Consider the following 12,999-nt stretch of genomic DNA (forward strand, 5'->3'; position numbering starts at 1 on the left):
CAGGAAAAGGCGCGCAACCAATTTGAGAAGTACACCGACACCGATCTGATCGCGAAACTGCGTCAAAACTGAAGCGCGATCTGTTCATGGTGATTCTTGACCCCATAAAGCAGGCAACCGACATTTATAACGACGAGTCGCAGCCCTCTCTACTCAGGCCAGATACCGTCCATGATCGGGTTCAGCGTTTGGACTGCGCGTCGCATGGCTTTCTCGAGCAGCTCCACATGCCGGGTCTGATTTCCGTAGAACGCAACGAACGCCTGCACGGTTCCATAGGTCGCGGCGGTGAGCGTACCTACGATCTGCATCACCACCGGTCTCGGCGCAGCCATACCGTTTACGTCCCCGTTGCTGCCCGTGGTGATGAATTGGTTGATGCCTAGTCGATGCGCATGCGCAATCGACGACAAGGCTGAGTACTGCATCCGTCCATCGCTTTTATCCATCGCGGCATTGAGCATTGCCGCGACCATCTCTGCCAGAGCGACTCGTGCGGGTGAGGGCAGTTGCAGTCGCTTTAACTCATCGGCATAGAACCTGCGATTGGCTGCAGGATCGACAGTATCTCCGTCGCGTGTGCGGATGGGTTCGCCAAGGAGTTCCGCGAAGCGCAGGTCGGATCTGAGCAAGCTGATCGTGCGATATATGAAGTCAGACTCACTGTCTCGAGCGAGCAGATGCCAGGTTCGTGCAAGGGATTCCAATGATCCCCTGGCGACCGTGGCCAGTGCGGTCGATCTGACAGTCGGAGTTCGAATGAGGGAGACGAAGCCCCGAGCATGGTCCATGGCAGACATGTTCGCGTACTGCATCGTGATTAAGCCATCGATGGCGTGGCCGGCCTCCGATCCGCGCCAAAGCAGGTGCGCAGCAGATCCGGCCGGGGGTGCGTTATTGGCCGTCTCGACGGTGATCTTCTCGGCTGTTGTCGTGAGGAGCAGGAGTGCACGACTGATACTCTGAACGTCCCCGCCCACGAGTTCCGCCGGGCCGCTCGCGCCGGGAGTCGACGGCAATCGTCTAAGAGGGGATTCATCTTGATTCTCTACATCAACCACGATGCGACTCTACGGTGAAGTCCGGCACGGCCTAACATCCGCGGATCGCCAGTGCGTAAGCCAGTTTCTCGATGGGCCTTCGGTTTTCGCTGAAATCGACCAACACTTGCCGCCTGCGATGCCCTAATATCCCGCCCGGAAAAATTCCCGAAAGAGTTACCCACGTGCGACAACGTTGAGAAAGGGGAAGGGAAAGGGGTTCTCGTCATTGTGAACTTGGCTTCTCCTTGGCGTAGCGAGGGTTCTTGTCAATGACGTAACTCGACCAAGGAACAGTGGCTGCTGAGCCGTGCTTGCTCATGATCTGCTTGCTGTATCCGAGCATTCTCGACAATGAAGTTGGGTCGACTTCCTCGACGAGCCCGCGGATAGTTCTATTCCGAACGCCCTGAATGTCTATGCCCATGCTACCTCGGAGCTGATGCAGGAGGGTTTCGGGAGCCTTGTGTCTTCCGGCTCTGGAGCCGGGGAAGAGCCAGTTCGACTCTGTGTTCACTGTGCCAGCGGAGTCGCGCATATTCAGATACGTGAGGAATGGGGGGATTAGGGCATCCGGAATTGGCGCAGGGTGCGCCCCGATCTTGATGGTGATGCCTGTCGGGCGAACCTTGAGTTGGTCGATAGTCATCATGCAGAGGCGCCCGATGGGGATGCCGAAGAGAAGGAATATCAAGCCAGCGACTCGAGTGGATTCGTTGACGTTGACGGCCTCCATGACAGTCTTTATGTGTTCCATGCGTTGCTTCTGCGTCATCATGGGCATCGTTTGTGCGAGCCGAACGGGGACGTCGAGGCCTGTGATGGTCATTTCTCGAGCGAGGTATCGGACAAAGTTCCGAATGTGCTTCCTCGTAGAGGGACCGCTCGATAGGTATTCGTCGATGTGAACTTGGCCCAGGGTTGCACTCGTCTGGCCGTGGGCATCGAGCACCCAACTGAGGAATTTTCCTGCCTCGGTGATCTCCTGTTTGGCGCTCCGTACGGCATAGTTCATGTTCTTGGTTTCGGACGATTCGGCTAAAAGCCGACTGAGGTGGTGCCACCTTCCAAAGCGTTCAATTTGGGAATGGATTTCGGGCGTTGCCTCGAGCTGTTGGAGTCGCTCGCCCAGCCATTGTTGAAACATCGCCAGCTGGCGATCGTCTTGTGCTGGAAGTATTCCGTTGTGAGTCAGGATCGCTCGGAGGTGCTCCACTGATGCGGTCTTGGGTAACGCGTCGAACGCTTCGTGGGACAAGGCAATTTCTCGATTCCCCATGCGACGCAGCAACTCCGCAGAGACGCCTCCGTTGCTGTGGAGCCAGGTGTGGATGCTCGCCGGGCGATCGACCGCTGTGAGTATCGAAACCAGCCGTTTCAAACGGAGATCAGGCGGATCATTTGGCCTAAGAAGTTCAACAAGCTCGGATTCGACGACGCAGACGATGCAGTGGCCACCACGGAATCGTTCGCGTTCGCGACCGCACTTGTCACAGGTCAGTCTTGTTTTGATTCCGGCGCAGTCGGAGCAAATATCGTCACCCGATTCGAGACGGCCGGGGAGCATGCGATGCCGGTCGCAGAGAGGACACACTCCGAAGGTGTGCACCGCATCGCTGAAGCAGATCCCGCAAATGCTGCCGTCCGGCCACCGGACACGGATCTTCCCGGTTTCGCGGCCGCATCGGCCGCACGTGTATCCTGCGGTCGTGGTTCGAGGCCGCCCACGCGGCTTGAACTCAGTCATCCTCGGGCCGGCGGATCCGTGCCCGGACGGGACGGTAGGCATCCATCAGAGGCACCTCTGCTCCATCACCGGCAACTTTGCGTCTCTGGGTTCTGACGTCAGTGCTGGTGAAGGTGACCAGTTCATTCATCTCGACTGCGAATACGTCGCAGAGTGCGACAAGGACCTGAAATGCGATGCGATCCGGATTGTGGGCAACTATCCGATTGATCTGCGATTCGGATAGCGTGATTCCGCGATCGCGGAGTGGATCTACGAGATCACGACTGGATCGGATTCCGGCCCTAGCCATGAGTTCGCGGACGTGGAACTTGTACTCGATTTGGCGTTTCATCGTGACGCCTTTCCCAGATGTCTTGCCGGTTTAAGCATTAGCTTGCCTTTGCTCTTGAGAACGTCTTTGGTTAGGACTCGCTCCATCTCTCTGGCGGCGTAGTCCGCAGAGGGGAGTGTGTAGATAGAGGTAGTGGATTCGTTTGCGTGCCCGATCTGCAGCGAAATGAACTTCGAGTCGTAGCCGTACACGGTGATCATGTGTGTCGTGTAGGAGCGGCGGAGGCCGTGAATGTCTAGCCCCGGTTCAAGTCCGAGAGCGTTCGCAAAGCCGATGAATCGCCTGTATAGGCCCCCCTCCGCGACAAGTCCTCCGGTCGATGTGGGAAATAGGTGGGTTATGGGCTGGCCGTAGCGGGGGAGTCCGAACTCAACCCATTCAGCGACTGCCTCTGCCGCCCAGTCGACCAATGTTTGAACGGTTCTCTGCTTTTTGGGGGCGCCTTTGTTCGCCTTGCCGTTGCGAACCCTCAGCAGCCCATAGTCACCGAAGTACGGGGCTCTAATGTTGGGGGAGAAGTCGACCAAGTCAAGCTTTCGAAGTTCGTCGTGGCGTAGCCCCCAGCCGTAACAAACCTTGAGAGCCGTGACGTCTCGCCAAGCGGCGAGTCCTCCTTTGACCTTCGAGTTGATGATTCGGGCAACTTCGTCGTCGGCGAAATCGAAGAACTGCTGCAGTTCCGCGAGGTCAAACGCTCGTTTCTCTGGTGCCATCGTCCCGAACTGAGTGTGCCGGGCCTTATTGAGGTCGGTAATGATCTGCGACATGGAAGACCCGAACAAGCGCCCGCAGGTTTCGTTCCAGGGATAGCTGTCACTCGTGGCGTAATCGCAAAATAGCGAGATGTCGCTCTGATAGGCGCGAATCGTTTCCTGTACGAGGCCTTTGACATTGACGAGGTGGGAGAAGTACTCATCTGCGTCCGTCGGCATCCATTCCCACGGGAATTTCCCAGTGAAGTCGCAGAAGTCGAGGACGCGATTGATCCGGCGGGTGATTGTCTGCGCGACGAAATTCTTCGTGTACTGCTGGCGTTTCCAGCCAGTCAATACTTCCGCGAGAAAGGAGTCCTTGTCCGGCCCGCGATCGGGCAGCGACAGGAAGGAGAGACCTCCCATTTTGTCTACCATCATGCCGCCCGAACTGTCTGCATGTTTTGCAGACTATCTGCATAATATGCAGATGACAATAGGAATGTCCCGGTCAGATGCATTGTTCGCTACGCCGAAACTGTGTGGACTGCAACGGCCAGCATCCAGGCGTGATCCCGCGGCTTGGGTAGCAAAATCCCTGATCACGAGCAGTTTGATTCTTAGAGTGCCTGGATACACGATTCATAGCTATGAGCATAATCCGCGGATGATTACGTTACTTGTTGACATAATGTGCATTATCGGTCACGCGCCCGGGGGTCCGAGAGGGGTGCCTGATACGGCGTCCGCAGCTTCCACCCGGCCGAACCCGGCTTGAATCAGCCAGGAGTCGCAGAGAACTCGCCTGACGGGGTGGGTACGAACAGCATGGTCGACCGCATCACCACCGGCACCACGGATGCCGACCGCGCGCGGGTCGCCGATACCATCTGCGTGTGCGACGCCTGGCCCGTGGTCTGCGAACCCTTCTTCCAGTGGGTATTGCAGGACTCCTTGGATGACGCACGCCCGCCCTACGAACAATTGCGCACCCAGCTCGTCGCCGATGTCGAGCCCTACGAGCTGATGAAACTGCGGTTGTTGAATGCCCGCCACCAGGGCCTGTGCTACTTTGCACGTTTGAGGGGATACCGGCTCGTGCACGATGCCACGGCCGATCCGCTGATCGCCGCGTTCCTTCGGGCCGACATGGACGAGGAGGGCTCCCCCACACTCAAGCCGGTGCCCGGCATCGACCTCGACGCGTACAAGAGCGAGCTCATCGCGCGCTTCTCCAACCCGAGCGTGCGCGACACCGTCGCCGGGCTCTGCAACGAATCCTCCGACCGAATTTCCAAGTGGCACGTGCCGGTGATCGTCGACCAACTCGCGGCCGGGCGCTCGAGTTGCTGCACACCGTCGGTGCGCGAGCCACTCTGGTCGAGTTGCTCGCGTAGCCGGCTGCCGGGTCAGTCGTCGACGTAGGCCGCGAGGTGTTGGCCGGTGAGTGTGGCTCGACTGGCCACGAGGTCGGCCGGTGTTCCCTCAAAGACGATTCGGCCGCCGTCGTGGCCGGCCCCTGGACCCAGGTCTATGATCCAGTCGGCGTGCGCCATCACCGCCTGATGGTGTTCAATCACGATGACCGACTTGCCCGAGTCGACGAGCCGGTCCAGCAGGCCGAGCAGATTCTCCACATCGGCAAGGTGCAGACCGGCGGTCGGCTCATCCAGAACGTACACCTCACCCTTGTCGGCCATCTGTGTGGCGAGTTTGAGCCGCTGGCGCTCACCGCCTGACAGCGTCGGCAACGGCTGGCCGAGTCGGAGATAGCCGAGCCCCACGTCGGACAGGCGCACCAGAATGGCATGAGCGGCCGGAATTCGAGACTCCCCCGCGCCGAAGAACTCCTCGGCTTCGGTCACCGACATCGCCAGCACCTCGCTGATGTCGCTTCCATTCAGGTGGAAGTCCAAAACGGATGCCTGGAACCGCTTCCCCTCGCAGACCTCGCAGGGAATGGCGACGCCGGCCATGATTCCAAGGTCGGTGTAGATGACGCCGGCGCCGTTGCAGCTCGGGCAGGCGCCCTCGGAATTAGAACTGAATAGGGCCGGTTTCACCCCGTTGGCCTTCGCGAACGCCTTGCGGATCGGCTCGAGCATGCCCGTGTAGGTTGCGGGGTTGCTGCGCCTGGATCCCTTGATCGCACCCTGGTCGACTGATACCACGCCGTCCCGCCCCGAGACTGAGCCGGTGACTAGTGAGCTTTTCCCCGACCCGGCGACGCCGGTCAGCACCGTCAGCACGCCCAACGGGATATCGACGTCGACGTTGGTCAGGTTGTGCGCGCTCGCACCGCGCACCGGCAGGACACCCGTGGGTGCACGCACGGTCGGTTTCACGGTCGCACGATCATCCAGGTGCCGACCGGTCAGCGTGCCGCTACTACGAAGCCCGGCGAGGGAACCCTCGAAGACCACCTCGCCGCCGTTCGTTCCCGCGCCGGGGCCGAGATCGATGATGTGGTCGGCGATCTGGATCATCTCCGGCTTGTGCTCGACAACGAGCACGGTATTGCCCTTGTCGCGCAGCTGTATCAACAGCGTGTTCATACGCTGGATATCGTGTGGGTGCAGCCCGATGGTCGGTTCGTCAAAGACATAGGTGACGTCGGTGAGCGAGGATCCGAGGTGACGGATCATCTTGGTGCGCTGCGACTCACCGCCGGAGAGAGTGCCGGAAGCACGGTCGAGGGACAGATACCCCAGCCCTATCTGCACAAAGGAGTCCAATAGCAGCCGCAAGGCCGTGAGCAGGGGCGCAACGGACGATTCGTTCAGGCCGGTGACCCATTCGGCGAGGTCGCTGATCTGCATGGCACAGGCATCCGCAATGCTGATCTCGTTGATTTGCGACGACCGGGCACCCTCATTGAGTCGGGTGCCGGTGCAGTCGGGGCAGACCGTGAACGTGACCACCCGCTCGACAAACGCGCGAATATGCGGCTGCAGGGTGTCGACGTTTTTGCTGAGCATCGATTTCTGGATCTTCGGAATCAGGCCTTCGTAGGTGAGGTTGATTCCCTCGATTTTGATCTTGGTCGGCTCCTTATGCAGAAGGTCGGCCAGTTCCTTCTTGGTGAAATCCCTGATTGGCTTGTCGGCGTCGAAGAAGCCACAACCGTTGAAAATGCGACCGTACCAGCCGTCCATGCTGTACCCGGGGATACTCAGGGCGCCACCGTTGATGGACTTGCGCTCGTCGTAAAGCGCGGTCAGGTCGATGTCGGTGACCGAACCCCGCCCCTCGCAGCGGGAACACATACCCCCGGTGATGCTGAAGGTGCGGCGTTCCTTCACGGTCGTTCCGCCGCGTTCGATCGAGACCGCGCCCGCTCCGCTGATTGAGGCGACGTTGAACGAGTAGGCCTGCGGCGAGCCGAGGTACGGCTGGCCGAGGCGGCTGAACAGGATGCGCAGCAGCGCGTTCGCGTCGGTGGCCGTGCCGACGGTGGAACGCGCGTTGGCGCCCATCCGCTCCTGGTCGACGATGATAGCCGTCGTCAGCCCGTCGAGCACATCGACATCCGGCCTGGCCAGTGTGGGCATGAAACCCTGCACGAACGTGCTGTAGGTCTCGTTGATCATGCGCTGGGATTCGGCAGCGATGGTGCCGAACACGAGGGAGCTCTTTCCGGACCCGGACACGCCAGTGAACAGGATCAGCCGGCGCTTGGGAATCTGAACGCTGACATTCTTGAGATTGTTTTCGCGGGCGCCCTGCACGCGGATCAGGTCGTGGCTGTCTGCGACCTGGCGTTCAGCTGACGGGATGTTCGTGGTGAGGGTCTCGCTCATCTTTGCTCCTGTGATTCGTGGCACTGGGCAGGTGTCGGGCCCACCAGTCCAGAATAATCTCGAACCGTTGCAAACGGTGGCGGGGGTGACCGGTGCGGCTGAGGTCGTGGTTCTCTCCCGGAAAAACGACCAATTCGGACTCCACTCCCCCACGTTTGAGCGCAGCGTAGTAGCGCTCGCCCTGCGACAGCGGGCAGCGCAGGTCCTGCGCTGAGTGCAGCACCAGGGTCGGGGTCGTCACCCGGCCGACCAGAAACTGTGGGCTCTGTGCCTGCAGCAGGGCGGCATCCGTACCGGCGTATTCGTCGCCGAAGAAGTCGCCGATGTCGCTCGTCCCGACGAACCCTTGCGGATCCAGAAAGCCGCGTTCCACGATGGCCGCCGCGAACCGGTGCTCGTGCGCGATCGTCCACGCGGTCAGATAGCCGCCGTAGGACCCGCCCATGATACCGACACGGTGGGCGTCGAGGGTGGGCTCCGCGCTGAGAGCGCCAGCGAGAAAGTCCAGCACGTCGGCCAGGTCGAGGGTGCCCATGCGCTGGCGGATGGCGCGCCCGTGGGCCTGGCCATAACCGGATGACCCGCGCGGGTTGCAGAGGACCACCGCGTAGCCCGCGTCGACGTAGACCTGGGTCTCATCGAGGAGCGCACCGGTGTATTGAGCGAACGGTCCTCCGTGAATGGTCAGAAGCACCGGATGCGGTCCCGGCCCTGCCGGAGTGTGCACCCAGCCGTGCACCGGATAGCCGTCTCGTCCGGTGACCGTGAGCTCGATTCCGGGGATCAGTCCGGTGGCGCGCAGGGCCAAGGAAAAATCGGTGAGGCGTTTCGGCGGGGTCTCCGAAGTGTGACTGCCGGTGAGGCCCGGGTGGATGAGAACGAGGTCACCTGTCGTGCGGGCGGACTGCACCGCGACAACGACGGCGTCGCCGCAGGCATCCATTGAGGCGGCGACGGTGGCTCCGCAGTCGACTGACTGCACCCGCCCCTCGCGCTCTACCCGTACCAGCTCGACCCGGCCACGACGACCCGTGAGTACGAGCACGGAGCCGTCCGTCAACGGACAGATTCCCCCGGTGGCATCGAGGTCGAGCAGATCCTGGTCGGTCTGGTTCGGGTCGGTCACCCGAATGGGTGCTGACCCGTCAAGCGAGACACCACTTCGGTAAAGAGCGGTCACCCGGCCGACGAAGTCTCGCCCGCTCGCGCCCACGTCGGTTGCGAGCAGCCAGAGGGTACCGTCCTCGGCAGAGGCCAGCGCCGAGATACTGAGGTTTTGGGCCGCAGGCACGACGGTGCGAAGCGGCGCGATGGTCCCGTTTGGAGCGGTATCGGTGCTGTCGCGGAGTGTGAGTTCGACCACTTCACTGCGGAGGTCGGTGTACCGTTCGGCCTGACGGGCCGAGATAGTCAGGAGCCTGGAACCGTCGGGCGAGAAGGCCAGCCCGGAATGATCGAAGTCTCCCTCGGTCAGCTGGCGGGCGACCGGTACTCCACTCGCGAAGCTGGCCGGATCCAAAAGGTCCGGTGTTGGCGCGCTACCCGGCGGGTTGCCGGACGGCGCCTGCGGTGCGTCGGTCACGGACGGCGCTACGGCGGGGGTCGGTTCGCCCCAGACATCGGGCACGACGGCGAGAAACACGTGTACGCGGCGGTCACTGGTGTAGCCGACGCCGTTCGAACGATAACGCAGGGTATCGAAACGGCGGGCCGGTTCCGAGTCGGCCGACAGACCCGCAACCGTGCCATAACGACCCTGCTCGGGGACCCGGGCCAGGAAGGCAATCCGGTCACCGTCCGGATGCCAGCGAAAGTCGCTCACGCCGAGAACCGCGTCGGTCACCGCTACGGGCTCGCCGCCGGCCGCATCAACAACGTGCAGCTGCGCGGCGCCGCCGGCATCGGCGCGCAGAAACCCGATCAGGCTGCCATCCGGAGAAAACCGGGGCGCCGAGTCACGAAAACCGCGCGTGATGCGGCGCGGAGCCGGCTCCCCTGCCAGCGCGACGGTAAAGAGCTGACCGACGTAATCATCCGCTGAAAAGTCGGCGTGTACCTGGGAGAACACCGCCCGCGACCCATCGGGATGGATCGTCGGGCGTGACAGCGACCCGAGTAAGGGAAGATCGGCAGCCTTCATCGCTTGGTCGTCCGCTATTCGCCGGCGAACCCGGACGTGTCGCCGACCAGGCGAGTGTTGCCGCCCGGAACCGGCGAGGTCGCGGCCAGGACGATTTCCGCTGCGAACTCGCTCACGTTGTACAGGCGACCGGCCGCCTCCTTGCGGGCGCTCAGAGCGCCAGGGTTGGACCGTTCGAGCAGCGTCGCCGTGATGGTGCCCTCGATCATGTCACCGGACACCACGACGAATCCGATACCGGACTCTTCGAGCTGGGGAATGACGGCGCGCAGGGCGTCTTCGCCGGCGCGCTTACTGCGGGCGACCGGCTCATACTCCGGCATGGTGGGTGTGGTCTTGATGAAGTGTGCCTGGTGGCTGGTGACGTAGACCACCCGGGAATCGTCACCGAGCAGGGGTACGGCGCCGTTGAGTAGATTGACCTGTGCGTCACGATTGAGCTTGATGGCGTAGTCCGCCGCCATGCCGCTCTCCATGCCGCCAGATGCGTTCATCACAAGAATGTCGAGGCCACCGAATTCGCTCGTGATGGTCGCGAACATCGCGGCGACCGATGCCGGATCGGTCAGGTCGGCACTGACGGTGATGGCGTCTCCCCCGGCGGCGCGAATGGCGTCGCGAAGCTTGTTCGCGCGTGCCTCTTTATTGCGGTAGTTGATGACGACGCGCGCTCCGGCCTCGGCGAAATAGCCGACAGTGTCGGCGCCGATGCCACGGGACGAGCCGGTGACGAGTACACGCTTGCCCTCGAGTGATCCTGCTGCAAGTGGATTGGTCACGCGTGCTCCTCAAGAATTCGGTCTGTTTGTGTCCGTGATGAAGTGTGGCCTGATCGGACACTACCTACACTTTCGACCTTATCAACAAGCCTCGGCCGCTCCCCCGGCGTGTTGTCGTCGGTACCTGCTAGTTTCGAGGTGAACGAAATGTGGAAGGTGTCACGCATGGTCGACCTGACCGATTATCTTTGGATTTTGTGGCTCGTGTTCATTCTCGTGGCCATCACCATCGAATTGCTGAGCCTGGAATTCACGTTCCTGATGATCTCCATCGGCAGCCTGGGCGGTTTGGCCGCCAATTTGCTCGGCCTGGACTGGTGGCTTCAGATCGTCGTTGCCGGCGGCTTGTCGGTGCTGCTGTTGCTGACGATTCGGCCGTTTTTGCTGCGCGCCCTGCGCAAGGGCGGCGATCCGGCGCTTTCCAATATCGACGCCCTGATCGGCATGAGTGGTCGTGTTCTCTCGACCGTCACCGAGACCGGCGGACTGGTAAAGCTGGCCAACGGCGAAACCTGGACTGCTCGTCTGGTGCTGCCGGGTGGCGGCACCGCAGCACCCGCTGAACCGGGCGAGCGCGTCACCGTGCATCTCATCGAAGGCTCCACCGCCATCGTCATCCCAGCCGAAAGGACCCAGAACAATGCTTGACCCCGCAGCTTTCATCGGTCAGATCTTCGTGATCGCCCTGCTCGCCGTGTTGGCGGTGTTCGTCATCGTCATTCTCGTGCGAGCCATTCGCATCATTCCGCAGGGCAACGCCGGGGTGGTCGAGCGCCTCGGCAAGTATCACAAGACGCTGCTGCCCGGTCTGAACCTGCTCGTGCCGTTCGTCGACCGGGTGCGGCCGCTGCTCGATATTCGCGAGCAGGTCGTCTCGTTTCCGCCGCAGCCAGTGATCACCGAGGACAACCTCGTGGTCTCCATCGACACCGTCGTTTATTTTCAGGTGACGGATGCCCGCGCCGCCACCTACGAGATCAACAACTACCTCGGCGCGGTCGAGCAGCTCACCACGACCACCCTTCGTAACGTGGTCGGCGGGTTGAACCTGGAAGAAGCGCTGACCAGTCGCGACAATATCAACAGCCAGCTGCGCATCGTGCTCGACGAGGCCACCGGCAAATGGGGTATCCGCGTGGGCCGAGTCGAGCTCAAGGCCATCGAGCCGCCCCACTCCATCCAGGACTCCATGGAGAAGCAGATGCGCGCCGAACGTGACCGTCGTGCGCTGATCCTCACCGCCGAGGGCACCAAACAGTCCGCCATTCTCACCGCTGAGGGCGCTCGCCAGGCGGCGATCCTCGAAGCCGAGGGTGATGCCAAAGCTGCCGTCCTGCGCGCGCAGGGTGAGGCGGAAGCCATCACCACGGTGTTCAAGGCCATTCACGATGGAGACCCCGACCCGAAGCTGCTCGCCTACCAGTACCTGCTCACACTTCCCAAGCTGGCCGAGGGCAGCGCTAACAAGCTGTGGATCGTGCCGAGCGAACTGACTGAGGCCATGAAGGGTATCGGCAGCGCCTTCGGCGCGAACGCCCACAACCCGGCAGCCGCGCCTTCCGCCTCCGCAACGCCCGGAACGCCCGGAACGCCCGCAACGCCCGGAACGCCCGGAACGCCCGCAACGCCCGCAACGCCGCAGGCCTAGGCGGTGGCCGAGAACGCCCCGTCAGTATTTCTGGACGCACCGCATCCCCGGGTCTTCGCCCACCGCGGTCTGGCGCATGAAGCGCCGGAAAACACCCTACTCGCCTTCGTGAAAGCGCTGGCGGGCGGGGCCACCCACCTCGAGACCGACGTGCACGTATCGCTCGACGGTGTGGCCGTGATCAGCCACGACCCCGATCTCACCACCCTCGAACGGGACGTGCGCATCGACCAACTGACTATGACCGAACTGAAACGCATCAACCTGGGCTTCGGGCAATCGTACACGTCCCTCGCCGATGCCCTCGAGGCCTTTCCGACGGCGCGGTTCAATATCGATATCAAAACGGATGCCGCCGCCGAGCCCGCCGCTCGGGCCATTCGTGACCAGCGAGCCACTCCCCGGGTTCTCGTGACCTCGTTCAACGAACCGCGCCGCCAACGGATCGTGGATCTGCTGCCCGGTGTGGTGTCGTCCGCCTCGTCACCGCTCGTGGCCCGGGCCTTAGCGGCGGCGAATTTGGGCCTTCCTGCGCTCGTTCGCCGTACCCTGGCGGGCTGCGTTGCCGTGCAGGTACCCGAGCGTGCCGGAATGCTTCGTATCGTGACACCCCGTTTCATCGCGATGATGCACCGGGTGAATGTCGAGGTGCACGTGTGGACGGTGAACGACCCGGCAGACATGATTCGACTGCTTGATCTGGGTGTCGACGGCATTGTCACGGATCGCACCGATCTGGCTGTGGCGGCCATTACTCGCCGAACCTGAGAATTCCCTCCCAGAACGGGGGGTTCGGGAAGGTTAACACCCAGCTTGATG

The 12,999-nt window shown here is 61.9% G+C and carries 11 protein-coding genes; 4 read left to right on the forward strand and 7 right to left on the reverse strand.

Annotation, left to right across the window (positions count from 1 at the left end):
• Positions 1 to 149: 149 nt before the first annotated feature.
• The 4 genes from E3T29_RS02440 to E3T29_RS02455 all read right to left on the reverse strand — a co-directional run bounded on the left by E3T29_RS02440 (position 150) and on the right by E3T29_RS02455 (position 4,254).
• Positions 150 to 1,061, reverse strand: a complete 912-nt coding sequence (locus E3T29_RS02440) for a hypothetical protein (protein ID WP_134343941.1) — start codon at positions 1,059 to 1,061, stop codon at positions 150 to 152.
• A 205-nt stretch (positions 1,062 to 1,266) separates the two neighbouring features.
• Positions 1,267 to 2,607, reverse strand: a complete 1,341-nt coding sequence (locus E3T29_RS02445; protein ID WP_241987640.1) for a hypothetical protein — start codon at positions 2,605 to 2,607, stop codon at positions 1,267 to 1,269.
• Between the two features lie 172 nt (positions 2,608 to 2,779).
• Positions 2,780 to 3,121, reverse strand: a complete 342-nt coding sequence (locus E3T29_RS02450) for a helix-turn-helix transcriptional regulator (protein ID WP_134343943.1) — start codon at positions 3,119 to 3,121, stop codon at positions 2,780 to 2,782.
• Positions 3,118 to 4,254, reverse strand: a complete 1,137-nt coding sequence (locus E3T29_RS02455) for a tyrosine-type recombinase/integrase (protein WP_198417707.1) — start codon at positions 4,252 to 4,254, stop codon at positions 3,118 to 3,120. Before E3T29_RS02455 ends, E3T29_RS02450 begins: the two co-directional genes overlap by 4 nt.
• A gap of 387 nt (positions 4,255 to 4,641) precedes the next feature.
• Here E3T29_RS02455 and E3T29_RS02460 point away from each other — a divergent pair, with 387 nt between their 5' ends.
• The gene (locus E3T29_RS02460) at positions 4,642 to 5,238 is read left to right on the forward strand and encodes a hypothetical protein (RefSeq protein WP_134343944.1); all 597 of its coding nucleotides are present in this window, start codon (positions 4,642 to 4,644) and stop codon (positions 5,236 to 5,238) included.
• Here the strand turns inward: E3T29_RS02460 and E3T29_RS02465 are convergent.
• Genes E3T29_RS02465 through E3T29_RS02475 form a run of 3 tightly spaced genes read right to left on the reverse strand, consistent with a single transcriptional unit; the run spans position 5,223 to position 10,532 of the window.
• Positions 5,223 to 7,613, reverse strand: a complete 2,391-nt coding sequence (locus E3T29_RS02465; protein WP_134343945.1) for an excinuclease ABC subunit UvrA — start codon at positions 7,611 to 7,613, stop codon at positions 5,223 to 5,225. The genes E3T29_RS02460 and E3T29_RS02465 overlap by 16 nt on opposite strands.
• The gene (locus E3T29_RS02470) at positions 7,576 to 9,753 is read right to left on the reverse strand and encodes a S9 family peptidase (RefSeq protein WP_134343946.1); all 2,178 of its coding nucleotides are present in this window, start codon (positions 9,751 to 9,753) and stop codon (positions 7,576 to 7,578) included. The genes E3T29_RS02465 and E3T29_RS02470 overlap by 38 nt, the downstream gene beginning before the upstream one ends.
• 14 nt (positions 9,754 to 9,767) lie before the next feature.
• Entirely contained in the window at positions 9,768 to 10,532 is a 765-nt protein-coding gene (locus E3T29_RS02475) for an SDR family oxidoreductase (RefSeq protein WP_134343947.1), read from the reverse strand.
• Between the two features lie 165 nt (positions 10,533 to 10,697).
• Here E3T29_RS02475 and E3T29_RS02480 point away from each other — a divergent pair, with 165 nt between their 5' ends.
• The 3 genes from E3T29_RS02480 to E3T29_RS02490 are packed head-to-tail and all read left to right on the forward strand — an operon-like array spanning position 10,698 to position 12,948.
• The gene (locus tag E3T29_RS02480; RefSeq protein ID WP_104130757.1) at positions 10,698 to 11,180 is read left to right on the forward strand and encodes an NfeD family protein; all 483 of its coding nucleotides are present in this window, start codon (positions 10,698 to 10,700) and stop codon (positions 11,178 to 11,180) included.
• Positions 11,173 to 12,180 (forward strand): SPFH domain-containing protein, encoded by a 1,008-nt coding sequence (locus tag E3T29_RS02485; RefSeq protein WP_134343948.1) that lies wholly within the window; start codon positions 11,173 to 11,175, stop codon positions 12,178 to 12,180. Before E3T29_RS02480 ends, E3T29_RS02485 begins: the two co-directional genes overlap by 8 nt.
• A 3-nt stretch (positions 12,181 to 12,183) precedes the next feature.
• A complete protein-coding gene (locus E3T29_RS02490; RefSeq protein WP_241987601.1) occupies positions 12,184 to 12,948 on the forward strand; it encodes a glycerophosphodiester phosphodiesterase family protein in 765 nt (254 codons plus the stop codon).
• The last annotated feature ends 51 nt before the right edge of the window (positions 12,949 to 12,999 follow it).

Source organism: Cryobacterium sp. TMT1-66-1, assembly GCF_004403435.1.
Classification (GTDB): Bacteria; Actinomycetota; Actinomycetes; order Actinomycetales; family Microbacteriaceae; genus Cryobacterium; species Cryobacterium flavum.

What these genes read in the sequence shown, in the direction of transcription:
- E3T29_RS02465 (WP_134343945.1), bottom strand. Translation starts at nt 7,613, where the DNA reads ATGAGCGAGACCCTCACCACGAACATCCCGTCAGCTGAACGCCAGGTC.
- E3T29_RS02485 (WP_134343948.1), top strand. Translation starts at nt 11,173, where the DNA reads ATGCTTGACCCCGCAGCTTTCATCGGTCAGATCTTCGTGATCGCCCTG.
- E3T29_RS02450 (WP_134343943.1), bottom strand. Translation starts at nt 3,121, where the DNA reads ATGAAACGCCAAATCGAGTACAAGTTCCACGTCCGCGAACTCATGGCT.
- E3T29_RS02480 (WP_104130757.1), top strand. Translation starts at nt 10,698, where the DNA reads ATGGTCGACCTGACCGATTATCTTTGGATTTTGTGGCTCGTGTTCATT.
- E3T29_RS02470 (WP_134343946.1), bottom strand. Translation starts at nt 9,753, where the DNA reads ATGAAGGCTGCCGATCTTCCCTTACTCGGGTCGCTGTCACGCCCGACG.
- E3T29_RS02445 (WP_241987640.1), bottom strand. Translation starts at nt 2,607, where the DNA reads ATGCTCCCCGGCCGTCTCGAATCGGGTGACGATATTTGCTCCGACTGC.
- E3T29_RS02460 (WP_134343944.1), top strand. Translation starts at nt 4,642, where the DNA reads ATGGTCGACCGCATCACCACCGGCACCACGGATGCCGACCGCGCGCGG.
- E3T29_RS02455 (WP_198417707.1), bottom strand. Translation starts at nt 4,254, where the DNA reads ATGATGGTAGACAAAATGGGAGGTCTCTCCTTCCTGTCGCTGCCCGAT.